Origin of the sequence: Amycolatopsis acidiphila (genome assembly GCF_021391495.1) — a bacterium.
Taxonomy (GTDB): Bacteria; Actinomycetota; Actinomycetes; order Mycobacteriales; family Pseudonocardiaceae; genus Amycolatopsis_E; species Amycolatopsis_E acidiphila.
The window spans coordinates 6,043,869-6,069,495 of record NZ_CP090063.1 but is presented as its reverse complement, the minus strand read 5'-3'; the positions used below and the strand labels follow the sequence as shown (position 1 = coordinate 6,069,495).

At 71.6% G+C, this 25,627-nt stretch carries 26 protein-coding genes; 23 read left to right on the top strand and 3 right to left on the bottom strand.

The window, feature by feature from the left end; all coding sequences use genetic code 11:
- Positions 1 to 3: 3 nt before the first annotated feature.
- Positions 4 to 672: a nuclear transport factor 2 family protein gene (locus tag LWP59_RS29785; protein ID WP_144641529.1), complete on the top strand. Its 669-nt coding sequence runs from the start codon at positions 4 to 6 to the stop codon at positions 670 to 672.
- A gap of 42 nt (positions 673 to 714) precedes the next feature.
- Here the strand turns inward: LWP59_RS29785 and LWP59_RS29780 are convergent, their stop codons facing one another.
- A complete protein-coding gene (locus LWP59_RS29780) occupies positions 715 to 2,517 on the bottom strand; it encodes an AMP-dependent synthetase/ligase (RefSeq protein ID WP_144641532.1) in 1,803 nt (600 codons plus the stop codon).
- Positions 2,518 to 2,621: 104 nt separating this feature from the next.
- On the opposite strand from LWP59_RS29780, the gene LWP59_RS29775 reads away from it, so the two are divergent.
- Genes LWP59_RS29775 through LWP59_RS29745 form a run of 7 tightly spaced genes read left to right on the top strand, consistent with a single transcriptional unit; the run spans position 2,622 to position 7,705 of the window.
- Positions 2,622 to 3,038, top strand: coding sequence for a polyketide cyclase / dehydrase and lipid transport (locus LWP59_RS29775; RefSeq protein WP_144641692.1), 417 nt, complete (start codon positions 2,622 to 2,624; stop codon positions 3,036 to 3,038).
- A 33-nt stretch (positions 3,039 to 3,071) separates the two neighbouring features.
- On the top strand, positions 3,072 to 3,863 hold the full coding sequence (locus tag LWP59_RS29770) for a metallophosphoesterase family protein (RefSeq protein WP_144641535.1): 792 nt from the start codon (positions 3,072 to 3,074) through the stop codon (positions 3,861 to 3,863).
- Positions 3,864 to 3,883: 20 nt separating this feature from the next.
- A complete protein-coding gene (locus LWP59_RS29765; protein WP_144641538.1) occupies positions 3,884 to 4,351 on the top strand; it encodes an SRPBCC family protein in 468 nt (155 codons plus the stop codon).
- A gap of 1 nt (position 4,352) precedes the next feature.
- A complete protein-coding gene (locus LWP59_RS29760) occupies positions 4,353 to 5,495 on the top strand; it encodes an ArsA family ATPase (protein WP_144641541.1) in 1,143 nt (380 codons plus the stop codon).
- The gene (locus tag LWP59_RS29755; protein WP_144641544.1) at positions 5,495 to 5,869 is read left to right on the top strand and encodes a hypothetical protein; all 375 of its coding nucleotides are present in this window, start codon (positions 5,495 to 5,497) and stop codon (positions 5,867 to 5,869) included. Before LWP59_RS29760 ends, LWP59_RS29755 begins: the two co-directional genes overlap by 1 nt.
- Before the next feature lie 15 nt (positions 5,870 to 5,884).
- A complete protein-coding gene (locus LWP59_RS29750) occupies positions 5,885 to 6,817 on the top strand; it encodes an ROK family protein (protein ID WP_144641693.1) in 933 nt (310 codons plus the stop codon).
- Positions 6,818 to 6,838: 21 nt separating this feature from the next.
- Positions 6,839 to 7,705, top strand: a complete 867-nt coding sequence (locus LWP59_RS29745) for an NUDIX domain-containing protein (protein ID WP_144641547.1) — start codon at positions 6,839 to 6,841, stop codon at positions 7,703 to 7,705.
- A 94-nt stretch (positions 7,706 to 7,799) separates the two neighbouring features.
- On the opposite strand, the gene LWP59_RS29740 is transcribed toward LWP59_RS29745, so the two are convergent.
- Entirely contained in the window at positions 7,800 to 8,612 is an 813-nt protein-coding gene (locus LWP59_RS29740) for a class I SAM-dependent methyltransferase (RefSeq protein WP_186383350.1), read from the bottom strand.
- Positions 8,613 to 8,656: 44 nt separating this feature from the next.
- Positions 8,657 to 9,247, bottom strand: coding sequence for a mycofactocin system transcriptional regulator (gene mftR, locus LWP59_RS29735; protein ID WP_144641553.1), 591 nt, complete (start codon positions 9,245 to 9,247; stop codon positions 8,657 to 8,659).
- 82 nt (positions 9,248 to 9,329) lie between these two features.
- Between mftR and mftA the strand changes: the two genes are divergently transcribed.
- From mftA to LWP59_RS29660, 15 genes are all read left to right on the top strand, one after another.
- Complete coding sequence (gene mftA, locus LWP59_RS29730; RefSeq protein WP_144641557.1) at positions 9,330 to 9,434, top strand: mycofactocin precursor MftA; 105 nt, start codon at positions 9,330 to 9,332, stop codon at positions 9,432 to 9,434.
- Positions 9,419 to 9,706, top strand: coding sequence for a mycofactocin biosynthesis chaperone MftB (mftB, locus tag LWP59_RS29725; protein WP_144641560.1), 288 nt, complete (start codon positions 9,419 to 9,421; stop codon positions 9,704 to 9,706). The genes mftA and mftB overlap by 16 nt, the downstream gene beginning before the upstream one ends.
- Positions 9,707 to 9,716: 10 nt before the next feature.
- On the top strand, positions 9,717 to 10,904 hold the full coding sequence (mftC, locus tag LWP59_RS29720; RefSeq protein WP_144641563.1) for a mycofactocin radical SAM maturase: 1,188 nt from the start codon (positions 9,717 to 9,719) through the stop codon (positions 10,902 to 10,904).
- The gene (locus LWP59_RS29715; RefSeq protein ID WP_144641566.1) at positions 10,901 to 12,787 is read left to right on the top strand and encodes a mycofactocin system FadH/OYE family oxidoreductase 1; all 1,887 of its coding nucleotides are present in this window, start codon (positions 10,901 to 10,903) and stop codon (positions 12,785 to 12,787) included. The genes mftC and LWP59_RS29715 overlap by 4 nt, the downstream gene beginning before the upstream one ends.
- A complete protein-coding gene (locus LWP59_RS29710) occupies positions 12,784 to 14,742 on the top strand; it encodes a mycofactocin system FadH/OYE family oxidoreductase 2 (protein ID WP_144641569.1) in 1,959 nt (652 codons plus the stop codon). Before LWP59_RS29715 ends, LWP59_RS29710 begins: the two co-directional genes overlap by 4 nt.
- A complete protein-coding gene (locus LWP59_RS29705) occupies positions 14,739 to 15,629 on the top strand; it encodes a mycofactocin-associated electron transfer flavoprotein alpha subunit (protein ID WP_144641572.1) in 891 nt (296 codons plus the stop codon). The genes LWP59_RS29710 and LWP59_RS29705 overlap by 4 nt, the downstream gene beginning before the upstream one ends.
- Complete coding sequence (locus LWP59_RS29700) at positions 15,626 to 16,978, top strand: FAD-dependent oxidoreductase (RefSeq protein ID WP_144641575.1); 1,353 nt, start codon at positions 15,626 to 15,628, stop codon at positions 16,976 to 16,978. The genes LWP59_RS29705 and LWP59_RS29700 overlap by 4 nt, the downstream gene beginning before the upstream one ends.
- Complete coding sequence (locus LWP59_RS29695; protein WP_144641578.1) at positions 16,975 to 17,274, top strand: ferredoxin family protein; 300 nt, start codon at positions 16,975 to 16,977, stop codon at positions 17,272 to 17,274. Before LWP59_RS29700 ends, LWP59_RS29695 begins: the two co-directional genes overlap by 4 nt.
- Positions 17,275 to 17,276: 2 nt before the next feature.
- A complete protein-coding gene (locus LWP59_RS29690; RefSeq protein ID WP_186383351.1) occupies positions 17,277 to 18,104 on the top strand; it encodes a mycofactocin-associated electron transfer flavoprotein beta subunit in 828 nt (275 codons plus the stop codon).
- The gene (locus LWP59_RS29685; protein WP_144641584.1) at positions 18,101 to 18,883 is read left to right on the top strand and encodes a mycofactocin-coupled SDR family oxidoreductase; all 783 of its coding nucleotides are present in this window, start codon (positions 18,101 to 18,103) and stop codon (positions 18,881 to 18,883) included. Before LWP59_RS29690 ends, LWP59_RS29685 begins: the two co-directional genes overlap by 4 nt.
- The gene (gene mftF, locus LWP59_RS29680) at positions 18,880 to 20,193 is read left to right on the top strand and encodes a mycofactocin biosynthesis glycosyltransferase MftF (protein WP_229857571.1); all 1,314 of its coding nucleotides are present in this window, start codon (positions 18,880 to 18,882) and stop codon (positions 20,191 to 20,193) included. Before LWP59_RS29685 ends, mftF begins: the two co-directional genes overlap by 4 nt.
- Entirely contained in the window at positions 20,190 to 20,894 is a 705-nt protein-coding gene (gene mftE / locus LWP59_RS29675) for a mycofactocin biosynthesis peptidyl-dipeptidase MftE (protein ID WP_144641587.1), read from the top strand. Before mftF ends, mftE begins: the two co-directional genes overlap by 4 nt.
- An 8-nt stretch (positions 20,895 to 20,902) precedes the next feature.
- On the top strand, positions 20,903 to 22,018 hold the full coding sequence (locus LWP59_RS29670) for an NDMA-dependent alcohol dehydrogenase (protein ID WP_144641590.1): 1,116 nt from the start codon (positions 20,903 to 20,905) through the stop codon (positions 22,016 to 22,018).
- 272 nt (positions 22,019 to 22,290) lie between these two features.
- The gene (locus tag LWP59_RS29665; RefSeq protein WP_144641593.1) at positions 22,291 to 24,597 is read left to right on the top strand and encodes a molybdopterin cofactor-binding domain-containing protein; all 2,307 of its coding nucleotides are present in this window, start codon (positions 22,291 to 22,293) and stop codon (positions 24,595 to 24,597) included.
- A 9-nt stretch (positions 24,598 to 24,606) separates the two neighbouring features.
- The gene (locus LWP59_RS29660) at positions 24,607 to 25,083 is read left to right on the top strand and encodes a (2Fe-2S)-binding protein (protein ID WP_144641596.1); all 477 of its coding nucleotides are present in this window, start codon (positions 24,607 to 24,609) and stop codon (positions 25,081 to 25,083) included.
- The last annotated feature ends 544 nt before the right edge of the window (positions 25,084 to 25,627 follow it).

Sequence of the window (25,627 nt, the reverse complement as noted above, 5' to 3'; positions counted from 1 at the left end):
GTCATGACCGGGCGGCGGCGCACGGTGGCGGGACGCGGCTCGGCGGTCCGGCCCAGCCCGGTGCCCCGGCCCAGCCCGTCGCCCCGTCCTGCACCGCGGCCGTCACCCCGGCCTCGCGACGAGCCTCCCGCCCAGTCCGGTCTGGTTCGCGCGGCGGGCGGGCTGCGTGCGCTCATCGGGCGGCAGGCCACGCTGCTGGCCGTGCTGACGGCGGTCGTGGTGCTGGCGGCGGGGTTCGCGGTGGTCTCGGCCCTGCGCGCGGACGCGGTGCACGGCGGGAACCGGGCGGTGGCCGATCAGGCCGCGACGGCCGAGGTCGCGGACCAGGTGGGCGCCGGCGTGAAGGCGATCTTCTCCTACGACTACGGCAACCTGGCGCGCACCGAACGCGCGGCCGCGAGCGTGCTCGTCGACGAGGCGGTGGCCCAGTACCGGACCGGCTACGCGGCGGCCGAGCAGCAGGCGACGGAGCAGAAGCTGGTGCGCACCACGTCGATCAGTTCCATCGGCGTGGCGGACCTGCGTGGCGACACCGCGCACCTGCTGGTGTTCGTCGACCAGCAGACCCTGACCACGACGTCGAACCAGCAGTCGTCGGCGTCCTCGGCCCTGTCGGTCACCGCCCGCAAGGTCGACGGCGCCTGGAAAATCGCGAGCATGACGGCGTTGTGAGCGATGGTCGCCCGGCCCCGCGAAGGGCTGGGCGACCCGGCGTCAGCGCTGGTAGAGGGCGTCGATCGTGGTGGCGTAGTTCTTGCTCACCACGTTGCGCTTGAGCTTGAGGCTCGGCGTGATCTCGCCCGTCGCCTCGCTGAAGTCCTGCTCCAGGATGACGAACTTCTTGATCGCCTCCGCGTGGGAGACCTGCTTGTTCGCCTCGTCGACCGCGGCCTGGATCTCGGCCCGCAGGTCCGCGTCGCCGGCGAGGTCGGACACCGTCGCCGAGGCGGGCTTGCCGTGCTGGGACTTCCACGCCGGGAAGAACTCCTCGTCGATCGTGACCAGCACGCCGATGAACGGCCGCCGGTCGCCGACGACCATCGCCTGGCTGATCAGCGGGTTCGCGCGCAGCGTGTCCTCGAGCCCGGACGGCGCGACGTTCTTGCCGCCCGCGGTCACGATGATCTCCTTCTTGCGCCCGGTGATCTTGAGGAACCCGTCCTCGTCGAGTTCGCCGAGGTCGCCGGTGTGGAACCAGCCCTCCTCCAGCGACTCCTTCGTCGCGGCCTCGTTGTTGAAGTACGCGTCGAACACCACGTCGCCCTTGAGCAGGACCTCGCCGTCGTCGGCGATGCGGACCGAGGTGCCCGCGACCGGCCGCCCCACGGTGCCCACCCGGAACGCCGACTGCGTGTTCACGTTGGCCGCCGCGGAGGTCTCGGTGAGGCCGTAGCCCTCGAACACCGGCACCCCGATGCCGCGGAAGAAGTGCGCCAGCCGCGCACCCAGCGGCGCGCCACCGGAGACCGCCGCGATGCAGCGGCCGCCCAGCGCGGCACGCAGCTTCGAGTAGACGAGCTTGTCGAACGCGAAGTGCTTCGCCTTGAGGCCGAGGCTCGCGCGGCCGCGGTCATGTGCCTCGCTGTACTCCACGGCGACCGACTCGGCGAGGTCGAAGATCTTGCCCTTGCCGTCGCCGTGCGCCTTCTGCTTCGCCGAGTTGTAGACCTTCTCGAACACGCGCGGCACGGCCACCACGAACGTCGGGCGGAACGTGCCGAGGTCGGCGACCAGGTTCTTCACGTCCGGCGTGTGGCCGAGGGTGACCCGGGCGGCGATCGCGGTCACGGCGATCGCGCGGGCCAGCACGTGCGCCAGCGGCAGGAAGCACAGCAGGGAGTTGCCCTGCTCCATCAGCTGCGGGAACGCGTCGATGTCGGCGCGGATCTCGGCGAGCAGGTTGCGGTGGCTCAGCTCGACGCCCTTGGGCCGGCCCGTGGTGCCGGAGGTGTACACGATCGTGGCCAGCTCGTTCGCGCTCACCGCGCGGCGGCGCTCGTGCACCACGTCGTCGGCGACCTTCGCGCCCAACGTGGTCAGCTCGGCGACGGCGCCACCCGCGTGCGTGCCCTCGATCTGCCAGACGAACTGCAGGTCGCCGAGCCGGTCGCGGACCGCGTCGACCGCCGCGAGGTGCTGGTCGGTCTCGACGAAGACGCCCTTGGCGCTCGAGTCGGACAGGATCCAGTGCACCTGCTCGGGGGAGGAGGTGTCGTAGATGGGGACGGTGACGCCGCCGGCCGCCCAGATCGCGAAGTCGATCAGGGTCCATTCGTACCGGGTCTTGGACATCAGCCCGACCCGATCGCCACGCTCGATGCCGGCCTCGATCAGGCCCTTGGCCACGGCGAGCACCTGCGTGGCGAACTCACGGGCGGTGACGTCCAGCCACGACCCGTCGACCTGGCGCCGGAAGCTGACCGCCTCGGGGAAGCGTTCGGCGTTCGCCCACAGGATGTCGCCCAGGTTCTCGTCATCGGCTACCGGCTTCGCTGCCGGGGCGCTGTACTCGCGCACGGGGGACCTCCGCCTCATGGGTGTTACTCGCCAGTCAACTTAGCGTCGGTACCACCTTACGACCAAGGCCGGCCGACCATGACATTCTGGACCCCGTGAGCACGCTGAACGGCGCCCCGCCCGCCCTCGACGTGGTCGACGAGACCTTTCTCGCAGTGCCGCCGAGCACCGTCAAGGCCGCCTTCGCCGACCCCGCCGCCTGGCGCCGATACTGGCCTGACCTGCAGCTGGAGGTCTACACCGACCGCGGCGACGAGGGGTTGCGGTGGACGGTCAAGGGCGCGCTCGTGGGCACCATGGAGGTGTGGCTCGAGCCGATGCTCGACGGCACCGTGCTGCACTACTTCCTCCGCGCGACCCCCACGACGGGGACGCTGCGTCCGCGTGATCTGCGTCGCGAATTCGACCGCCGGGCCCGCGCGGCGAAGGCGATCGCGCTGGAGCTGAAGGAGATCCTGGAGGACGGACGCGAGCCGGGTCTCCCGCCACAGGCGCACCCGTCGCCCGGCCACCGCCCCTGATCGACACGCTGTGCGCCGCAGTAACCTCGGATCATGCGGGTTCATGTCGTCTCCGACGTGCATGGCAACGCCGAGGCGCTCGCCCGTGCGGGTGAGGGTGCCGACGCGCTGGTCGTGCTGGGTGACCTTCTCGACTTCGTCGACTACCACCAGCACGACAGGGGCATCCTCGGCACGCTGTTCGGCCCGGACAACGTCTCGACCTTCGCCCGGCTGCGCCGTGAGGGCACCCGGGACGAGACCGTCGCCTTCTCCCGGTCCCTCTGGGCCACCCTCGACGACCCCGGCGCGGCGGTCGAGGAGGCCATCCGCACGCAGTACGCCGAGCTGTTCGCCGCGATGAGCGCGCCGACCTACGCGACCCCGGGCAACGTCGACTCGCCGCACCTGTGGTCGGAGTTCGCCGGCAACGGTGTGACGGTCGTGGACGGCGAGGTCACCGAGATCGGCGGGTTGCGGTTCGGTTTCGTCGGCGGCGTCGTCCTCCCCGAAGGCGCGACCGTGCGCCGGACCAACCCGGTGTGGCGGCCCTACCTGCGCACCCGCGAGGAGTTCGACGCGGCCGTCGGCAAGCTGACCGACGTCGAGGTCCTGTGCACCCACGTGCCGCCCGCGTTCCCCGAGCTCACCTATGACGTGGTCGCCCGCAGACACGAGATGGGCTCGGCCGCGCTGACCGAGCTGATCGCCGCGCAGCAGCCGCGGTGGTCGCTGTTCGGCCACGTGCACCAGCCGCTGTCGGCGCGGCTGCGGACCGGCCGGACCGAGTGCCGCAACGTCGGGCACTTCAAGGTCACCGAACGTCCGTACGTGCTGCGGTTCTGACCTCCCGGTAACCTCTCCGCATGGCCGACCAGTCCACGCAGTCCATCGAGGTCGACGCGCCGCCCGAGCGGGTCATGGCGGTGATCGCGGACTTCGGGTCGTATCCGGAGTGGGCGAAGCAGGTCCGGGAGACCGAGGTGCTCGCCACCGACGACGACGGCAAACCCAAGCAGGTCCGGCTGACCCTCGACGCCGGCCCGATCAAGGACGTCTACACCCTCGAGTACGACTGGGCGCCCGACGGTCGCTCGGTGAGCTGGCACCTGCTGAAGGGCCAGATGCAGAAGGCCCAGGACGGCCGCTACCAGCTGGAGCCCACCGCGTCCGGCGGCACGAAGGTGACGTACACGCTGTCGGTCGAGCTGGTGCTGCCGATGATCGGCCTGCTGCGCCGCAAGGCCGAGAAGATGGTGATGGACACCGCGCTCAAGGAGCTGAAACGACGCGTCGAGGGCAGTGCGGAGAACACTGCCGGAGGCCCTGGCTGACATGCGGCTGCTGCTGTTCACCGGCAAGGGGGGCGTCGGGAAGACGACCCTCGCCGCGGCGACCGCGGCCGGGCTGGCGGCACGCAGCCACAAGACGCTGGTGGTCTCGACCGACCCCGCGCACTCGCTCGGGGACGCGTTCGCCCAGCGGCTGACCGGTGAGCCGGCCGAAGTGGACCATTGCCTGCATGCCGCGCAGGTCGACTCGCGTGGCCTGGTCGACGGCGTGTGGCAGGAGCTGCGCGGCAAGCTGAGGTCCGCGCTCGCCGGGGCGGGAATCGACGCCCTGGACGCGGAGGAACTGACCGTGCTACCGGGCGTGGACGAGCTGCTCGCGCTCACCGAGGTGCAGCGGCTCGCCGAGTCCGGCCGCTGGGACACCGTCGTCGTCGACTGCGGGCCGACCGCGGAAACGCTGCGGCTGCTCGCGCTTCCCGAGGCTGTTTCGGGGTACCTCAACAGGATGTGGCAGGTGAAGCTCGCGGGCCCACGGGGCACCGTCGAGGCCGTGCGGCGCCTCGCCGCGCACCTGGAGTCGTTGCGCGCGTTGCTCACCGATCCCGCCGCGACCGGGGTGCGGCTGGTGCTGACCCCGGAACGGGTCGTCGTCGCCGAGGCCCGCCGGACGCTCAGTTCCCTTGCTCTGCGCGGAATCCGGGTCGACGGGGTGATCGTGAACCGGTTGATGCCCGCGCCCGGGGTCTGGCGGGGTGCGGCCGCGTCGTGGTTGCGGACGCGGCGGCGCCAGCAGGACGAAGTGCTCGCGGAGCTGGCGGGCTCCGGCCTCTCCGGCTTCGCCCAGGTGGAGCACCGGGCCACCGAGCCGGTCGGGCTGCCGGCTCTGCTGGAGATCTCGCGCGAGCTCTACGGCGACGCGGATCCGTTGTCGCCCGACGAAAGCACTCGCACGCCGCTGTTGCAGGTGTCCGAAGTGGACGAAGGCTTTGAGCTGCGGGTCGCCCTGCCGCTCGGGCCGGCTGCCGTGGTGGACCTCGCCAGGGTGGACGACGACCTGGCGATCACCATCGACGGCTTCCGCAGGCTCGTCGCGTTGCCGGAGGTGCTGCGGCCCTGCCACATCACCGGTGCCGCGTCGGACGCGCGCGGACTGGTCGTGTCGCTGACCCACGCCGGGAGGCACTGATGACGGACGCCGACGCCACCAGCCTGGCCGAGGAGATCCGGCTGCTGGTCGAGATGGTCGTCGAGCGGGCCGCGCCGTGGCTCGAAGGGGTAGTGGCCAATGGGCACGGCGTGCCGGAGCGGGAGGCAGCCGACTGCGGCTGGTGCCCGCTCTGCGCGGTCGTCGCCGTGGCCCGCGGGGAGCGCCCGGAGTTCGCGGCGCGGCTGGTCGAGCAGCTGGGCCAGCTCGTCGCGCTGCTGCGGGCGGTGCTGGCCGACCGCTGGGATCCCGAGCACGGCTTCCACATGCCCGGGTTCTCCCCGGACCCGAAGCCCGAGCCCGCTTCCACCAGGGTGCAGCACATTCCCGTGCAGTGGCGCGGCGAGGAGTCCTGAGTGCGCGCGATCGGGCTGGACGTCGGGGGCACGAGTGTCCGCGCGGCGGTGGTGGACGAGCAGGGGTCCATTTTGGACACCGACAGGGTCGGCACCCCGATTGACGAGAACGCCCTCGAGGACGCCATCTCCGGGGTGATCGACGAGCTGCGCAACCGGCACGACGACGTGAGCGCGGTGGGGCTCGCGGTCGCCGGGTTCGTCGCGAACGACCGGCGCACGGTGATGTTCGCGCCGCATCTGGCGTGGCGGGCGGCGCCGGTCGCGGACCGGATCGCGAAGCGGGTCGACCTGCCGGTGACCCTGGAGCACGACGCGAACGCGGCGGCGCTGGGCGAGCACCGGTTCGGCGCGGCGCGCGGCGCGCGGGTGGCCGCGCTGGTCGCGATCGGCACCGGGATCGGTGCCGGGCTGCTGCTGGACGGGGAGATCTACCGCGGTGCCTACGGTGTGGCGCCGGAGCTTGGGCACCTGACGGTCGTGCCGGGCGGGCGGGCCTGCCCGTGCGGGAAGTACGGCTGCTGGGAGCGGTACTGCAGCGGCACGGCGCTGGCCGCGACGGCCGTCGAGCTGCTGGCGCGGTATCCGGGGCAGTCGACCGTGCTGGCGCGGGAGATGTCCGACGATCCCGGCTCGATCACCGGCCGCCGGGTGGCGGGCGCGGCGCGGGACGGCGACCCGATCGCGCAGCGTGCGCTGGCGGAGCTGGCGAAGTGGCTCGGGGAGGGGCTCGCGCTGGTCGCGGACGTGTTCGACCCCGAGATCGTGGTGATCGCGGGCGGGGTGTCGGGCTCGGCGCCGTTGTTCCTGGACGAGGCCCGTGAGCACTACACCGCCGCCATCACCGGTGCTAGGCACCGGCCGCTGGCACGCATCCGCACCGCGCACCTCGGGGACGACGCGGCGATGGTGGGTGCCGCCGCGCTCGCGCTCGAAGCTTCGTGCTGAGCGGTGTGACAAGCTGGACCCATGGACGGTGACGGGTTCGTCGAGTGCCTTGGCGGGCACCGGCACTGGGGCCGTTTCGGTGCTGCCGGGCTGTTGCTGAGCGATCCCGGGCGGGGTGTGCTGCTGCAGCGCCGGGCCTGGTGGACGCACCACGGCAGCACGTGGGCGTTGCCGGGCGGAGCGCTGAACAGCGACGAGAACGCTTGGCAGGCCGCGACGCGGGAGGCCGAGGAGGAGGCCGGCATCCCCGGTGACTCCGTGCGGCCGTTGTCGTCGTGGACGGTCGACCACGGTGGCTGGACGTATACGACCGTGCTCGCCCAGACGCTGCGGCCGGTGCAGGCGCAGGTGATGAACGCCGAGAGCGACGAGCTGCGCTGGGTGCCGCCGGGCGAGGTGGCAGGCTACGAGCTGCACCGGGACTTCGAGTCGGCCTGGCCGGTGCTGCATCCGGAGCTGGGGCGCGAGCTGGTCCTGGTCGTCGACGGCGCGAACGTCGTCGGCTCGCGCCCGGACGGCTGGTGGCGTGACCGGGCCGGAGCCGCGGGCCGGTTGCGGGACCAGCTGGCGGGTCTCGTGCACCAGGGCGTGCGAGGCGCGGACTTCGAGGTTTCCGGCGGGCCGGAGTGGTCGTGGTGGCCCCGGATCGTGCTGGTGGTCGAAGGCCAGGCGAGGGGCGTCGAGCCGGTGGCGGACGTCGAGGTGGTGTCCGCGGCGAGGGACGGTGACTCGGCGATCGTGGACACGGTGCGTGGTCTGCGGGCGGACCGTCCGGAGGACCACGTGACGGTGGTGACGGCGGACCGTGAGCTGCGCGGCAGGGTGGCCGCGGAGGGCGCGGGGTACCTGGGCCCGGGCACACTGCTCGCGGCGATGAAGGGCGAGTAGCGGGGGATCGGGGTTAGGGAGCGGGCTGGGCGCGGGCATTCTTGGCTGCCGTTGCCGGGTCGCCGTGGGTGGGCCGTGTCTCTGCGCTACAGACCTATGTCCAGGCGTCGATCACGTGCACAAGCCTTGCCCCGGGGTTGTCCGTGCCTGCCGGGACGACGTCCGCCGCCGGGAAGGCTGCCTCGGCGAGGGCTGCGGCGACCTCCGCCTCGGTGTCGAAATGCAGGTGCACCCGGCCTCGGACGGTGGCCGCCAGCAGGCCCGCGCCGAGCTTCTCGACCATGGAATTCGCCTGCGGCCTCAGCACGACGTCCGCGAAGTAGGCGCCCGTCGGGAACCGGCGCAGCACCTCGGCGAAGCGGTGCCACATGCCGGTGACCGCCTCTAGGTCGAAGTAGTTCAGCAGCCCTTCGGTCACGATCGCGGTGCCGACCTCCGGGTCGAGGGTGTCGGCGACGGCGGCGATGCTGTCGGGACCGTCGTCAGCGAGGGCGTCGATCGTGGTGACGCGGGGGCCGGGACCGCTGAGGCGTTGCAGCAGCCGCTGCTTGCGAGCCGCCATTCGGGGTAGATCGGCCTCCACATAGGTCACGCCGTCGTACCGCTGGACGAACCGCCAGCCGCGGGCGGACAAGCCGGCCGCGATCTCGATCACCTGCCCGATCTCGCCGCGCTCGATCGCGCCCGCGAGCAGCAGGTCGAGCATCCGGTGCCGGGCGACCAGCATGCCCTCGAAGGTGGGGCGCCCCAGCAGCCGGCTGACCCGCATCACCGGTTCGAGCGCGTGGAAGAACAACCGACCTTCCGGGGTCGCCAGCTCCTGCGGCGCCAGCCCGTTGCGCACCCAGACGTACCCGGTGTAGTGGCCGGTCGGGCTGATGGCCTCGGAACCACGCGGGAGCAGCACACCGGGATCGTAGAGAGTGCCGACGCCACGCGCCATGGGGCGGCTCAGCCGACGGCCGCGCTCAGCTCCCGCACGCCCGCGGCGAGCAGGTCGTGCAGCTCGGTCTGCGGGCTGCGCAGCCACTGCTCGTACGCGGCCAGCGCCACGCCCAGCGTCGCGTACGCAATCGCTTGCGGCGCAAGGGAGTCCGGTGTCACATCGAGCCGCACGGCGACGAACTCGGCGAGCACCTGACGCCACGCGGCGTACCGCAGCGTCGAGTGTGCCTGCAAGGCCGGGGTGGTCAGGATCAGCTCCATCCGGCGGCGGTGCCACGGCGCCTCGTCCGGGTCGACCCGGTTGAAGTCGACCAGCGCCTCGCGGATCGCCTCGATCAGCGGCACCTCCGGCGGGTACTCGGCCAGCTGCTTGCGCATCCGGCGCAGCTCGCCGTCGAAGTCGCCCCACGCGATGTCGTTCTTCGAGGGGAAGTAGCGGAAGAACGTGCGGCGCCCGATGCCCGCGGCCTGCGCTATGTCCTCGACCGTGGTGCGCTCGAAGCCCTGGCGGGCGAACAGCTCGAACGCGGCGTGCTCCACCTCGGAACGCGAGGTGATCGGCCTGCGCCCGGCGCGCGGGCTCCCCTGATCGGTCATGAACTCTTCCATTCGGCACTCGGTGCCATTATTGTCCGTGATGCGGGCCGCAGCGAGGCGGCCGTCACGAAGGGAGCATCCCATGTCCGAGGCTCAGCAGGTTTCGCAGACGCGCGACGAGGCCCTGGTGGAGGAAGAGCTGCTCGTCGAAGAGGTCTCCATCGACGGCATGTGCGGCGTGTACTGACGCTCGTGTTCGAGCCAGACCAGGCCTACCGGTGCTCGCCGCGGGTCGCGCTCCGGCCGGAGCCCTTCGGTGCGCTGGCCTACGACTTCGGCACCCGCAGGCTGTCGTTCCTGAAGACGAAGCTGCTGGTCGAGGTGGTGCGCGCGCTCGAGGTGCAGCCCGACGTGCACAGCACCCTCGTCGCGGCCGGCGTGCCGGACGACCAGCGCCCCTCCTACCTGAAAGCCCTCGAAGGGCTGGCGCGGAACGGAACCATCGAGCGACGCGACTGAAAGGCGTGCGATGAAGCTCGTCGAGCATTTCAAGGAAGGGCTCAACTCGCCCATCTGCCTGACCTGGGAACTGACCTACGCCTGCAACCTCTCGTGCGTGCACTGCCTGTCGTCCTCCGGGCGCCGTGACCCGCGCGAGCTGAGCACCGCGGAGTGCAAGGCGGTCATCGACGAGCTGCAGCGCATGCAGGTGTTCTACGTGAACATCGGCGGCGGCGAGCCCACGGTGCGGCCGGACTTCTGGGAGCTGGTCGAGTACGCGGTCGCGCACCAGGTGGGGGTGAAGTTCTCCACCAACGGCGTGAAGCTGACGCCGGAGCGGGCCCGCTGGCTCGCCGCGACCGACTACGTGGACGTGCAGATCTCGCTCGACGGGGCCACCGCGGAGGTCAACGACGCCGTGCGCGGGCCGGGCTCGTACGACACGGCGATCCGCGCCATGACGAACCTGCGTGACGCCGGGTTCCGCGACTTCAAGCTCAGCGTCGTGATGACCCGGCAGAACGTCGGGCAGCTGGACCAGTTCGCGGAGATCGCCGACACCTACGGCGCGCAGCTGCGGATCACCCGCCTGCGCCCCTCGGGACGCGGCGCCGACGTGTGGGACGAGCTGCACCCGACCGCCGAGCAGCAGCTGCAGCTGTACGACTGGCTCGTCGCGCGCGGCGAGAAGGTGCTCACCGGCGACTCGTTCTTCCACCTCAACGCCCTCGGCTCGGACCCGCTGCCGGGTCTGAACCTGTGCGGAGCCGGGCGGGTGGTGTGCCTGATCGACCCGGTGGGCGACGTCTACGCCTGCCCGTTCGCGATCCACCAGGAGTTCCTGGGCGGCAACGTCCGTGACGAGGGTGGTTTCGCGAAGGTCTGGACGGACTCGGAGCTGTTCACGCGCCTGCGCGGCCCGCAGACCGGGGGCGCGTGCACGTCGTGCTCGGCCTACGACTCCTGCCAGGGCGGCTGCATGGCGGCCAAGTTCTTCACCGGCCTGCCGCTCGACGGCCCGGACCCGGAGTGCGTCAAGGGCCACGGCGAGCACGCGCTGGAGACGGTCGGCGCCGCACCGCGGTCCGATGTGGACCACTCGCACCGGACCACCCGCAAGAGCCGCAAGGTGCCGGTGAGCATCGGCTTCGGACCGCCCGAGGGCGTCCGCCCGGACCGCGCGTGCGACACCAGTCCACTCGCCGGACTGCGATGAGTGCGCTGACCGGTCCGGCGGAGATCGCGGGCCGGACCACGCCGAGCCGGGTGCTGTTCGGACCGCACGAGACGAACCTCGGCCGCGGCCGGATGCTCTCGGACCGGCACGTCGCCTACTACGCCGCCCGCGCCGCGGGTGGGGCAGGCATCGTCGTCACGGAGACGGCGAGCGTGCACGATTCGGACTGGCCGTACGAGCGGGCGCCGCTGGCAGCGCTGTGCGGGCCGGGGTGGTCATCCATTGCGGACTCATGCCGGCCGCACGGCACGCTGGTACTCGCCGGGCTCGGGCATGCCGGTTCGCAGGGCTCGTCGGCGTTCGGCCAGTCCGCGCTCTGGGCGCCTTCCCGCGTGCCGGACGTGGCCAGCCGTGAGCTGCCGATGGAGCTGGAGGACGCCGAGATCCATGCCCTCGTCGAGGGTTTTCGCGAGTCCGCGAAGCTGGCCGCCGAGTCCGGAATGGATGGTGTGGAACTCGACGCAGGTCAATACTCCCTGTTGCGGCAGTTCGCCTCGGCACTGACGAACCAGCGCGGTGACACCTACGGTGGCGACAAGTCGATGCTGCTGCGCGAGGTCCTGGGCGCCGTGCGCGAGGCTGTCGGCGACCGGATCATCGGGCTGCGCCTGTCGTGTGACGAGCTGGCGCCGTGGGCCGGGCTCACCCCCGAACAGGCGGCAGTGCTCGCCGGCGACCTCGCCGCCTCGGTGGACTACCTCGTGCCGGTGCGCGGCTCCGCGATGAGCGGGTCGGCCACCCGCCCGGACCTGCACACCGAGCCCGGCTTCAACCTCGATCTCTGCCGCCGCATCACCGAAGCCGTCGAGGGCCGGACGCTGACCGTGCTGCAGGGCAGTGTGGTCGACCCGGCGCAGGCGCAGCAGGCCCTCGACGACGGGGTCGCGAGCCTGGTCGAGATGACCCGCGCGCAGATCGCCGACCCGGACCTGGTCGCGAAGGTCCGCGCGGGCGCCGCGCCGCGGCCGTGCGTGCTGTCCAACCAGAAGTGCCGCGTGCGGGACAACCGCAACCCGATCGTCGCCTGCATCGGTGAACCGCGCAGCGGGCACGAGACCGAAGACCCGGCGCTGGACGGCGCCGACGAGCCACGCGAGGTGCTGGTGATCGGCGGCGGCCCGGCCGGGCTGGAGGCCGCGCGCGTGCTCGCGATGCGCGGGCACCGCGTCGAGCTGCGCGAACGGTCGGAGCGACTCGGGGGCATGCTGCGGGTCGCGGCCGAGGTCGGTGGCCGGGCGCGGCTGGCGAAGCTCGCCGACTGGCTGGAGGGCGAAGTCCGGCGGCTCGGCGTGCACGTCTCGACGGGCACCGAGGTCACCGACGTGCCCGGCGGTGCGATCGTCGCGACGGGATCCGTTGCCGGGCCGAGGAACTACGCCGTGCACGGTGGCACTGTGGTGGACGTCGTCGACCTGCTGAACGGGGTCGAGCTCCCGGACGGGCCGGTCGTGGTGGCCGACCCGGTGGGTGACTTCGTCGGCGTAGGCGTCGCGGAACTGCTGGCGGCGGGAGGAAAGCCCACCGCGATCATCAGCCAGGACCAGGTGATCGGCACCCAGCTCGCGCTCACCGGAGACCTCGCCGACGCGAACACCCGGCTGCAACAGGCGGGCGTGACGCTGGCGAAACGGTCGCTCCTGCGCGAGGTGCACGCCGGTCACGTGGTGCTGGAGGACGTGTTCACCGCCGAGCGCCGCGAGCTGCCGTGCGCGGTCCTCGTCCACTGTGGACACCGGCTGCCCGACACGCTGCCCGGCGCAGTGCGGGCCGGGGACTGTGTGGCGCCGCGGACCGTGCACGAGGCGATCCTCGACGGCCGGCGCGCGGCGCTGGCGGTCGTGCGGGAAAGGGCGCTGGTATGAGCGGCGGACGGTACCGGTACCTGTTCTCGCCCCTGCGGGTCGGGCCGCTCGTGGTGCGCAACCGGATCGTGTTCTCCGCGCACCTGACGAACTACGCCCAGGACGGGCTGCCGAGCGAGCAGCACGCCGAGTACTACGCGGCGCGCGCGGCCGGCGGCGCGGGCCTGATCATCACCGAGGAACACTCGACGCACCGGACGGACTGGCCGTACGAGAAGCTCATCCACGGCTTCTCGCGGTCGGTGATCCCCGGCTACCGGCGCATCACCGACGCGGTGCACGCGCACGGCACGCCGATCCTCGCGCAGCTCAACCACAACGGCGGCCAGGCGTCGTCGATGTACTCGCGGCTACCGGTGTGGGCGCCGTCGCCGGTGCCCGACCCCATGTTCCGCGAGGTGCCCAAGGCGATCGACCAGCACGAGATCGGCGAGGTCGTCGCCGGGTACGGCGTGGTCGCCGGGCACTGTGCCGAGGGCGGGTTCGACGGAGTCGAGCTGCAGTGCTCGCACTCGTCGATCGTGCGCGGGTTCCTCTCGCCCGCGACCAACAAGCGCACCGACGCCTACGGCGGCTCGCTGGAGAACCGGGCGCGGCTCCTGCTGGAGATCGTCGGCGCGGTCCGGGAGGCCATCGGCCCGGAGCGCGCGCTGGGCGTTCGGCTGTGCGGGGACGAGCTGATCGAGGGCGGCACGACGATCGACGAGGCGGTCGAGGTCGCGAAGCTCGTCGAGGCGACCGGAAAGGTCGACTACATCAACACCTCGATCGGCGTCGCCACCTCGACGCTGTTCATGATCGAGGCGTCGATGGCGATCCCGCCGGGATACGCGCTGTTCATCGCGAACGCGATCCGCGACGCCGTCCGGCTGCCGGTGATCGGGGTGGGGCGGATCAAGGACCCCGTGCAGGCCGAGCGGGCGCTCGCCGAAGGCCACTGCGACCTCGTCGGCGTGGTGCGCGGGCAGATCGCGGACGCCGACTTCGTCGCGAAGGCCCGCGCCGGGCACGCCACGGAGATCCGGACCTGCCTGTCGTGCAACCAGGAGTGCGTCGGGCGGATGGGCCTCAACCGGTGGCTCGGCTGCATCGAGAACCCGCGCACGGGCAAGGAGAGCGTCCCACTGCCGATGCCGGGCCCGCGACCGAAGCGGGTGCTGGTCGTCGGCGGCGGCCCGGCCGGGCTGCAGGCCGCGTCGACAGCCGCGCAGCGCGGGCACCACGTCACGCTGTTCGAGCGCAACGAAACCACCGGCGGCCAGGTTTCGCTGGCCGCGAGCGTGCCGAGCCGCGCGGAGTTCCTCGACGTCGTACGGAACCTGCTCGCCGAATGCCAGCGCTACGGCGTGGACATCAAGACCGGCGCCGAGGCCACCGCGGAGCTGCTGCGGTCGGAGTCGCCGGACGCCGTCGTGCTCGCGACCGGTGCGAGGCCGCAGGCGCCGTACTGGGCGGGCGGGCTCGAACGAGTCGTGGACGTGCGGGACGTGCTGGAGGGCCGGGCGGTGCCCGACGGTGAGGTGTTCGTGCTCGACGACCTCGGCTTCCACCAGGCGACGTCGGTCGCCGAACTGCTCGCCGACCGCGGCTGCGCCGTGCGGCTGTCCACCTCGGGCATGGTCGTCGGCCAGGACCTCGGCGTGACACTCGACATGGAGACGTTCAACGTCCGGGCGCACGCCAAGGGCATCCGGCAGCACACCGACGAGGTCGTGCTCGCCGCGTCCGAAGAGGACGGTCGTGTCGTGCTGCAGGTGCTCACGCACACCACCGGCGTCACCACCGAGGTCCGCTGCGACTGGGTGGTGTGCGCGACGCACCAGGCGCCGGAGGACGAGCTGTGGCAGCAGCTCAAGGGCGTGCCTTTCCCGGTGCACCGCGCCGGTGACTGCGTGACCCCGCGCCGGGCGCACGCCGCCGTCATCGAGGGCCATCGGGCGGGGGTGGCGCTGTGAAGCTCGCCGTCATCGTCGTCCGCGACGGGGTGCTCCCGCTGGGGGCGGACGAGACCGTCGCCGAGGCCGGCGGAGCCGCGGTGCTCGTCGGCACCGGTGTCAAGGAGGCGGCGGGCGAGCTGCCGTCGCTGAGCACCGGCCGGCTGAGCGAGAACGGCGTGTTCGCGCCCGGCCGCTGGGCTCGCCAGCTCGCGAAAGTCCTCGACGCGGAGCAGATCCTGCTGCCTGCCTCGCCCGACGGCCGCGATCTCGCGCCACGCCTGGCGGCGGAGCTGGGGCGGCCGCTGCTGGCCGGGGCGATCCGGGTGACCGACCGGGGCGCGGAGGTCGCGCGCTGGGACGGCCGGGTGTGCCTCGACCTCGTCGCCGACGGGCCGTTCGTCGCGACGCTGCAACCAGGCGTCCGGGGCGGTCACCCCGCTGAGTCGGTGACGCTGCACGAACTCGAACTGCCGGTGGCCGATGCTCCCGACGTGACCGTCGTCGAGGTGCTCGACCCGGAGCCGGGTACCGTCGATCTCGCCGAGGCGCCCAGGATCTTCGGCGCGGGCGCCGGGCTCGGCGGCGCCCCGGCGGTCGGGTTGCTGGAGAAGGTCGCGAACGCGATGGAGGCTTCCCTCGGTGCGACCCGCGTGGTGACCGACGCGGGCTGGACCGGCTACCAGCGGCAGATCGGCACCACGGGCGTCGTGGTGCATCCCGAGCTGTACGTCGCGTTCGGCGTTTCCGGTGCCGCGCAACACCTCGGTGGTCTCGGCGATCCCGCGCACGTCGTGAGCGTCAACACCGATCCGTCCTGTCCCATGACCGCGATGGCCGATCTGGGAATCGTCGCCGACGCGCAGGCCGTGCTCGCCGAGCTGGCCCGAATGCTGGAGGTGCGATGACCCACGCCGGCCCGGACTCGGTGTCCACTGTGGTCGATGAGACGACGAAGACCTTCGACGTCGTCGTCGTGGGCGCGGGCCCGGCGGGCTCGGCCGCCGCGCTGGAGGTCGCGCGGGCCGGGTACTCGGTCGCGCTGGTCGAGCGCGGGCCGTTCCCCGGGGCGAAGAACGTCTACGGCGGCGTGGTCTACGGCCGCATCCTCGACGAGCTCGTGCCGCGGTGGTGGGAGCGGATGCCCGTGCAGCGCTGGGTCACCCGCCGCGCCACCATGGTGATGACCCCGACGCAGGCACTCACCCTCGACTTCCGCACCCAGGACTGGGGCAAGCCGCCGTACAACGGCGCCACCGCGCATCGCGCCGACCTCGACTCGTGGCTCGCCGAGCTGGCGGTCGAGGCAGGAGCGGTGCTTGTACCGTCCACTGTGGTCACCGGCCTGCTGCGCGACCACGCCGGCGCGGTCGTCGGCGTGCGCACCGACCGACCGGACGGCGACCTGACCGCCGGTGTCGTCATCGCGTGTGACGGGGTGAACTCGTTCCTGGCCAAGGAAGCCGGGATGTACCGGACCGGGCACGAGGCCGAGCACCTGACCCTGGGCGTCAAGCAGACTCTCGCGCTGCCCCGCGAGGCGATCGAGGAGCGGTTCGCCGTGAGCGGCCGCGACGGTGTGGACATCGAGATGCTGGGCTGCACCCGCGGCATCCCGGGTGGCGGCTTCCTCTACACGAACCTGGACTCGGTCAGCATCGGCGTCGTCCTCGGGCTGACCGGGGTGAGCAAGGCGAAGACCAGGCCGGAGGAGCTGATCGCGGAGCTGAAGCGCCATCCCGCGATCGCGCCGCTGATCAAGGGCGGCGAGCAGATCGAGTACTCCGCGCACCTGATCCCCGAGGGCGGCTACCGCGCGATGCCCGAGCTGATCGGCGACGGGATGCTGGTCGCGGGGGACGCGGCGGCGATGTGCCTGGCGGCCGGGATCTGGCTGGAGGGCGTGAACTTCGCCCTCGGCGCCGGGATGTACGCGGGCCGGGCGGCCGCCGCGGCGCTGAAGGCAGGCGACGTGTCCGGCCAGGGCCTCGCCGGGTACCGCACGATGCTGGAGCGGTCGTTCGTGCTGGCCGACCACCGCAAGCTGCGCGACCTGCCGGGCCTGGTGCTCTCGGACCGGATGCAGCAGAACTACCCGGGCATGGTGTGCGACCTGGTGCAGGGGCTCTTCCAGGTGGACAATCCGCTGCCGAAGCCCGGTCTGCGCACGCTGCTGCGGCGCAGTGCGAAGGACAACGGCGTGCGCTGGCGGGATCTGGTGCGCGACGGCTGGACAGGGATGCGAGGTCTGCGATGACCGATCGGCGTTACCAGGAGGCGGCGTTCGAGGACGTCATGTCGACCGTGGAGTTCCGGGTGTCACCGCGCCCGCACATCACCGTCGACACCGACGTCTGCCGCTCGTGCACGACCAAGGCGTGCGTGCACGCCTGCCCGGCCGACCTGTTCGTGCCCACCAGCGAGGGCGGCATCCTGTTCAACTACGAGCAGTGCTTCGAATGCGGCACCTGCTACCAGGTGTGCGACGGCGAGGGCGCGATCAGCTGGAGCTACCCCGACGGTGGGGCCGGCGTCGTGTTCAAGAGGGGATAGCGATGCTGGTCGTGGCCGCACTGCGCTGGAGCGATCAGCGTGCCACCGTGGACCCGCTCACCGGCGAGGTGCACTCGGACGCGCGAACCAGCGGGGCGGGCGCCGCCGACCGCGCGGCGCTCGAGCACGCACTGCGCATCGCGGAGGCCTTCGGCGGGCGGTGCCTGGCCGTGACCGTGGGGCCCGCGGAAGCCGGCGAGATGCTGCGGGAGGCGCTCGCGGCCGGCGCGCACGACGCGCTGCGCGTCGAGGGCCCGGCCGCGACGGTCGCCGAGGACGGCAGCGAGACCGCACGGCTGCTGCTGGACGGCCTGCAGGACCGGCCGGACGTCGTCGTGTGCGGGGACCACTCCGCCGACCGCGGGACCGGCAGCACCCCGGCCTTCCTGGCCCAGCGCCTCGGCGCGTGCCAGGCGCTCGGCCTCATCGAGCTGACCGCCGCCGACGGCGCGCTGCACGCGGTGCGCCGCCTCGACGGCGGGCGCCGGGAACGGCTGACCTTCGGGCTGCCTGCGGTGTGCTCGGTCGAGCCGGCCGACACCGTGCTGCGGCGGGCGCCGCTGCCCGCGACCATCGCCGCGCGAACCGCCGAGATCCCGGTCGCCCGTGCCGGTTCGATGCGTTACCTGCGGGCGGGGACGGCCAAGCCCTACCGGCCGCGGGCGCGGGCGCTGCCGCCGCCGCCCGGGTCCGAGCCACATCAGCGGATGCTCGCCCTCACGGGTGCGCTGGTGGAGCGCACCCCGCCGAAGGTCCTGCGGCCGGCGACGCCCGAGGATGCCGCGCGCGAGCTGCTCGACTACCTGCGCCGGCACGGGTACGCGCCATGAGCCGCGTGGCGCTGGTGACCGGGGCCGCCCGCGGGATCGGGGCGGCCGTGGTGGACCAGCTCGCGGGCGAGGGCTGGCAGGTCGTCGCCGTCGACCTCTGCGCGGACCTGCCAGGTCTGTGCTACCCGTTGGGAAGCAAGGAAGAACTGTCCGCCCTGGCGAACCGGTGGCCCGGCCGCGTGCTCGGCGTCGTCGGCGATGTCCGCGAGCAGGAGGCGCTGACCGAGGCCGTGGCGCGGGCGGAAAGCGAGTTCGGCGGCCTGGACGCGGTGGTCGCCGCCGCCGCGGTGATGGCGGGCGGGAAGCCGTTGTGGGAGACCACGAACGCCGAGTGGGACGCGTTGTTCGACATCGGCGTGCGCGGGGTCTTCAACCTCGCCCGCGCCGCAGTGCCCGCGTTGCTGCGGCGGCCGGAGCCACGCTCTGGCCGGTTCGTCGCGCTCGCTTCCGCCGCCGGGCACAAGGGGCTGTGGCATCTCGCGGGCTACAACGCGGCGAAGCACTCGGTCGTCGGCCTGATCCGGGGCCTGGCAACCGACCTGCGGGGCACCGGGGTGACCGCCACGGCCGTCTCACCGGGCTCGACGCGCACGGCGATGCTCGACGCCACCGCGGACCTCTACGGCCTCGGCGACGTCGAGGAGTTCTCGCAGCACCAGCTCGCCGAACGGCTCCTGGAGCCCGAGGAGGTGGCCGCCGCGGTCTGCTGGCTGTGCGGCGAGCAGTCCTCCGCCATCACCGGCACGGTGGTGCACGCCGACGGAGGGTTCACCGCGTGAAGCTGTGGCTCGGCATCGACCCGGGGACGCGCGTCCTCGGCCAGGTGCTGATCGGCGGCGCGCCACTGCGGGTCCTGCGGCTGTCGAAGACCGGTGCGCGCCTGGTGCTGGAGTGGCGCGACGGTGCGGAGGTCGCGGACACGCCCGCGCACCGCGCGCTCGCGGACAAGCTCGTCGACGCGGGTATCGCGCATCCCCGGTACGGGCAGGCCGGTCTGACACGCGCGGACGTGACCGTCGTCGTGCCCGCGCGGGACCCGCAAGCCCTGCCGCGATGCGACATCGTGATCGACGACGGCTCCCGCAGGCCGGTTTCCGGTGCCGCGGAACGACATCCGGTCGCCCGTGGCCCCGCCGCCGCACGCAACACCGGGCTCCGGCACGTCAGCACGGAACTGACCGCGTTCCTCGACGCGGACACCGAACCCCAGCCGGGCTGGCTCGACGCGCTCCTGCCGCATTTCGAGGACCCGTCGACGGTGGCCGTCGCGCCGCGGATCCACAGCGTGCCAGGCCGTTCCGCACTCGAGGTGTACGAGCGGGCCCGTTCCGCGCTGGACCTCGGCGATGCCCCGGCGCAGGTCCGCCAGGACGGGCGCGTGACCTATGTGCCGACCGCCGCACTGGTCGTCCGCACCGCGGCGGCACGCGACGCCGGCGGCTTCGACGAGACGCTGCGCTTCGGCGAGGACGTCGACTTCGTGTGGCGGCTGCGTGGCCGCGTCCGGTACGAGCCGAATTCGGAAGTGCTGCACGCCCCCCGGAAGACATGGCGTGCCTGGGCGAGACAACGGTTCGACTACGGCTCGTCAGCCGCGCCGCTGGCCCGCAGGCACGGGCGCAAGGTGATGGCGCCCCTTCGGGTCTCGGGCTGGACGGCCCTGGCATGGGGGCTCGCGGCCGCGCGGCGGCCGGGTCTCGGCGTGGCTGTCGCACTCGGCACGGCCGCGTTGCTGCCGCGCAAGCTCGCACCGCTGGGCGTCCCGGCGAAGGACGCCCTGGCGATCGCGGTGCGGGGCCATCTCGGGGCCGGGCGGTACTTCGCGGACGCGCTCACCCGAACCTGGGGGCCGGTGGCGTTGCCCTTGCTGGCCACCACCCGCCGCGGACGGCTGGTCCTCGTGCTCGCGTTGTCGCGGCACCTCCGGGAGTGGGCGCGGGTGCGGCCCGGGCTCGACCCGGTGCGGTGGTTGCTCGCCCGAACCGCGGACGATCTTAGCTACGGCGCCGGGGTCTGGCGTGGCTGCGCGAAGGAACGTACTGTCGCGCCATTGGTGCCGGATCTGTCGAACTGGCCAGGGAAAAAATGAAGGACACGACCTGGACCGAGCTCGCCCCGCGACTGCTCGCGGTGCCGCTGGGCGCCACCGAGCAGCACGGCCCCCACCTGCCGTTCACCGTCGACACCGAGATCGCGGTGGCGCTGTGCGAACGGCTCGCGCGGCAGCGGGAGGACGTCCTGGTCGCACCCGCCCTGCCCTACGGGTCCAGCGGTGAGCACGCCGGTTTTCCCGGCACGCTCTCGATCGGGCAGGAAGCGACGGAACAGGTCCTCGTCGAGCTGGTGCGCTCGGCTGATGGTTTCGCCGGGGTGGTTCTCGTCTGCGCACACGGCGGGAACGCCGGGCCGTTGCGCCGTGCGGTGGCGAAACTTCGTTACGAGGGAAGGAACGTGTGCGCCTGGTGCCCCGGCGGGCCGAGCGACGACAGCCACGCCGGGCGGACCGAGACGTCCGTGATGCTCGCCCTGCGGCCCGCCGCGGTGCGGCTCGACCGGCTCCAAGCCGGGAACACCACGCCCTTGCCGGAACTGATCGGCCCGCTACGGGAAGGAGGTGTGCGCGCGGTCAGCCCCAACGGCGTGCTCGGCGATCCGGCCGGCGCGAGCGCGGAGGAAGGCCGGGAAACCTTGCTCCGCTGGGTTGGAAGTCTACTTAACGCTGTCGGGACGCTTGCCTCGGATGTCATGATGAAGCCGTCCGCGCCTGCGACCCACGTCACAAAGAGGTGAAACGCGTCGTGAAGACGAAAGCCGCTGTCCTGCACGATCCGCACAAGCCGTTCGAGATCGAGGAGCTCGAGCTCGACGGCCCTCGCGAGGGTGAGGTCCTGATCAAGTACACGGCCGCCGGGCTGTGCCACTCGGACCTGCACCTGATCGACAACGACCTGGTGCCGAGGTTCCCCATCGTCGGCGGCCACGAGGGCGCCGGCGTGATCGAGGACGTCGGCCCCGGCGTCACCAAGGTCAAGCCCGGCGACCACGTGGTCTGCAGCTTCATCCCCAACTGCGGGACCTGCCGCTACTGCGCGACCGGCCGCTCCAACCTGTGCGACATGGGCGCCACCATCCTCGACGGCGGCCTGCCCGACGGCACGTTCCGCTTCCACCGCGGCGGCACCGACTACGGCGGCATGTGCATGCTCGGCACGTTCTCCGAGCGCGCCACGATCTCCCAGCACTCGGTCGTCAAGGTCGACGAATGGCTGCCGCTGGAGACCGCCGTGCTCGTCGGCTGCGGCGTGCCCACCGGCTGGGGCACAGCCAACTACGCCGGCGGCGTGCGTGCCGGTGACACCGTGGTCGTCTATGGCATCGGCGGGATCGGCATCAACGCCGTCCAGGGCGCGGCGCACGCGGGCGCGCTCAACGTCGTCGTGGTGGACCCCGTGGAGTTCAAGCGCGAGACGGCGCTGAAGCTCGGTGCCACGCACGCGTTCGCCACCGCCGACGAGGCGATGGCCAAGATCAGCGAGCTGACCTGGGGCCAGATGGCCGACCAGGCGCTGATCACGGTCGGCACGGTCGAGGAGGAGGTCGTGACCTCGGCCTTCAACACGATCGGCAAGGGCGGCACCGTCGTCATCACCGGGCTGGCCAACCCCGAGAAGCTCACCGTGCACGTCTCCGGCGGCGTCATGACGCTGTTCGAGAAGACCATCAAGGGCACCCTGTTCGGCTCGGCCAACCCGCAGTACGACATCGTGCGGCTGCTGCGGCTGTACCAGGCGGGCGCGATCAAGCTCGACGAGCTGGTCACCCGTCGTTACACGCTGGAGCAGGTGAACGAGGGCTACCAGGACCTGCGCGACGGCAAGAACATCCGCGGCGTGCTCATGCACGGCGCGAGCTGACTCCCGTTCGGAAGGGCCCGGCGCATCGCGCCGGGCCCTTTTCGTGGGCCGATCGGCGTAGCTTTGTACAACGTTCGGGTGTGTCGGCGTAACAGTTTTGTGGCACGTCACTGTCATCTCGTCACAGAACTTCACCCGAGCGGCTACGCGCCGTTGACCCCTCGGGCAAGCTGTTTCTATCGTGACGGCGGTCATAGCCCGAGGACGCGCGGTGACCGTGCGTGCTCTCGGCCGGCCTCCACCCGGTCCCACCTCTGTCGAGAGGACAGTCGATGGCAGATCAACGCCGATCGCCGCTACCCGGTCTCGAACGTCGTAAGTTCCTCGGTTACCTCCTGGCCGCCCCGACCCTCGCGGTGGCCGCGCGGATCGGGATGGACCTGGCGAGCCCGGAGACCGCGTCCGCCGCCATCCCGTCGCTGCCCGAGCCCGCCGACCTGCTCGACCTCGGCGACGCGCTGACGCTGGCCGCCTCGCCCACCTCGAACCTGATCGCGCTGCAGCTCAACCGCGACGACACGGTGTCCTTCGCGCTGCCGCGTGCGGAGGTGGGCCAGGGCATCACCACGACGATCGCGATGCTGATCGCCGAGGAGCTGGACATGCCGTTGAGCAAGGTCCACGTGAGCCTCGCCGACGCCCGGCCGGAGCTGGTGTTCAACCAGCTCACCGGTGGCTCGAACTCGGTGCGCTCGATGTACCACCCGGTGCGCACCGCCTCGGCGATCGCGCGGGCCCGGCTGCTGGCCACCGCGGCCGCCCAGTGGGGGGTGTCCGCGTCGAGCCTGAGCGTCCGCGACGGGGTCATCAGCTCGAAGACCGGCAAGACCGCCTCGTACGGCTCGCTCGCCGAGGCCGCCGCGAGCAGCCGCACCGAGCAGGTCACCGCGGAGCCGAAGGCCGCGGGCTCGTTCAAGATCGTCGGCACCCCGCAGAACCGGATCGACGCGCACGACGCCGTCACCGGCAAGAAGCAGTTCACGATGGACCTGCAGATCCCGAACGCGCTGCCCGCCATGGTGTGCCGGCCGCCGACGATCAACGGCACGGTCAAGTCGGTGCAGAACCTCGCCCAGGTCAAGGCCATGCCCGGGATCACCGACGTCGCCGTGATCTCCAGCGGCGTGGCGGTGCGCGGGAAGACCATGACGCACTGCATGGACGCCGTGCGCGCGCTCGAGGTCGCCTGGGGCGCGGGCAGTGTCGACGGGGAGTCGGACGCGACCGTGCTGAAGAAGCTGAAGGCCGCGACGCTGCCGATGGCCGTGCCGCCGGTGCTGACCAGCTCGGTCGACGCGGAGTTCACCTTCGCCTTCGCCTCGAACAGCGCGCTGGAGACCAACTGCGCGGTCGCCGACGTGCGGCCCGGCAGTGCGGAGGTCTGGGCCGGGCTCAAGTCGCCGATCACCACCCAGGAACAGATCGCGACCATGCTCGGCATGCCGGTCACCGCGGTCAAGGTGCACGTGATGCAGGGCGGCGGTTCGTTCGGCCGCAAGCTCTTCGGCGACGCGGCGCTGGAGGCCGCCGAGTTCTCGAAGAAGATCGGCAAGCCGGTCAAGCTCATGTGGCACCGCACCGACGACTTCCGCCACGGCCGCGCGCACCCGATGTCGTTGTCGCGGGTGCGGGTGAACTACGCGCTGGGCAACGTCGTCAGCTACGAGCAGCGGCACACCAGTGTCACCACCGACTTCGGGCACGGTCTCGGCGAGATCCTCACCGCTGTGGCGGCGAAGCTGCCGGTCGGCGACATCGGCTTCTCGCAGACGGTGTTCGAGCTGTCCCAGGCGATGCCCTACGACTTCGGCGTCACCACGCAGCTGCTCAACGAGGTGCCGCTCAAGTTCCACACCGGCAGCATGCGCAACGTCTACTCGCCGAACGTGGTGTGCGCGCGCGAGCTGATCGTCGACCAGCTGGCCGCGAAGATGGGGCAGGATCCGCTGGCGTTCCGGCGTTCCTTCTTCAAGAACGACCGTTACCGGGCGGTGCTGGACAAGGTCGCGCAGGCCGGGCAGTGGGGCCGCAAGATGCCCGCGGGCATGGCGCAGGGCATCGGTTTCCACGCCGAGTACAAGAGCTGCTGTGCGGTGCTGGTCGAGATCGACTGCCGGCCGTCGACCGTCAACCGCAAGGTGCGCGACGGCGTCACCGGGCCGCGCGTGACGAAGGCGGTAGCGGCGGTGGACGCCGGGCTGCCGATCAACCCGCGCGGGCTCGAGGCGCAGATGCTGGGCTGCCTCAACGACGGCATCGGCCTCGCGCTGACCGAGAGCCTGCACATCGACAAGGGTTTGCCGCTGGAAGGCAGCTGGGACAACTTCTTCTACACGCGACAGTGGAACACCCCGCCGGACACCCAGGTGTTCGTGATGCCCGCGAACGGCGACCCGGGTGGCGCGGGCGAGCTGGGCGTGGCGGCGTCGCTGGCCGCCGTCGCCTGCGCCTACGGCCGGGCGGTCGGGAAGATGCCGACCAGCTTCCCGATCAACCACGGCACGCTGAGCTTCGAGCCACTGCCGCGTGTTCCGTCCATTCCGGACTCGCCCGTCGACGGCCTTTCCTACGTCTCCTAAGGAACCCCCGTGCCTCAACACAGTTTTCAGCTCAACGGCAAACAGGTCACCGTCGACACCGAGGACAACGTCCGGCTGCTGTGGGTGCTGCGGGACCTGCTCGGCGTGACCGGGCCGAAGTACGGTTGTGGTCTCAACGTGTGCAAGGCCTGCACGAGCCACATCAACGGCAAGGCGTTCAACCCGTGCTCGGTGCCTGTGTCGGACATCAAGGCCACCGACGAGATCACGACGATCGAGGGTCTGGCCGACGAGCAGACCGGTACCCTGCACCCGATGCAGGAGGCGTGGCTCGACCACGACGTCGCCCAGTGCGGTTACTGTCAGCCGGGTCAGATCATGGCGGCGGTCGCGAAGGTCAAGGCGGCCAAGGCGGAGGGCAGGGAACTGACCGACGCCGACTTCGACGACATCCGCAACATCTGCCGCTGCGGAACCTACTTCCGGATCCGTGAGGCGATCAAGACGGCGGAAGCGAAGATGTAGCAGGCGGGGGTGGGCTTGCCCAACCCCAGAGATGGGTGGTCATCCCACTCGACCACGTCGAGAAGGTGACGTAGGGGGCTTTTCCTGGCTCATCTTTGAGCCTGCCCGTCCGGCGAGGACTCTCTTGATCTTTAAGGCTGCGCTGCGCGCCGGACGTTTGGTGAACGCCCGTCCCACCCCGATCGCGGAGTGTTCAACGGTCTGCCCACCGCGTCAAGGCGGGAAAGATGCCTTGACCCGGCGTGCCGACCGCTGAAGGACGCGGGGATCGGGGTTAGGGAGCGGGCTGGGCGCGGGCATTCTCGGCTGCCGTTGCCGGGTTCGCCTTCGCGGGGTGGCTGGCCGTTGCCGGGGCGCCGTGGTGGGTGGCTGGGCGTTGTGGGTTCGGCGTGGGTGGGTGGTGGGGCCTCGGTCACCGAACGTCGCCTGCTCCTGACCAAAAACCAAAACCGCAGCATCTGCGGCGAAACTTTCCACGTCCCTCCGCGGTTGCGGAGGCCTTCGTGGTGAGTGCGCCAACACCTGCGTTTTCGGGTTAGATTCC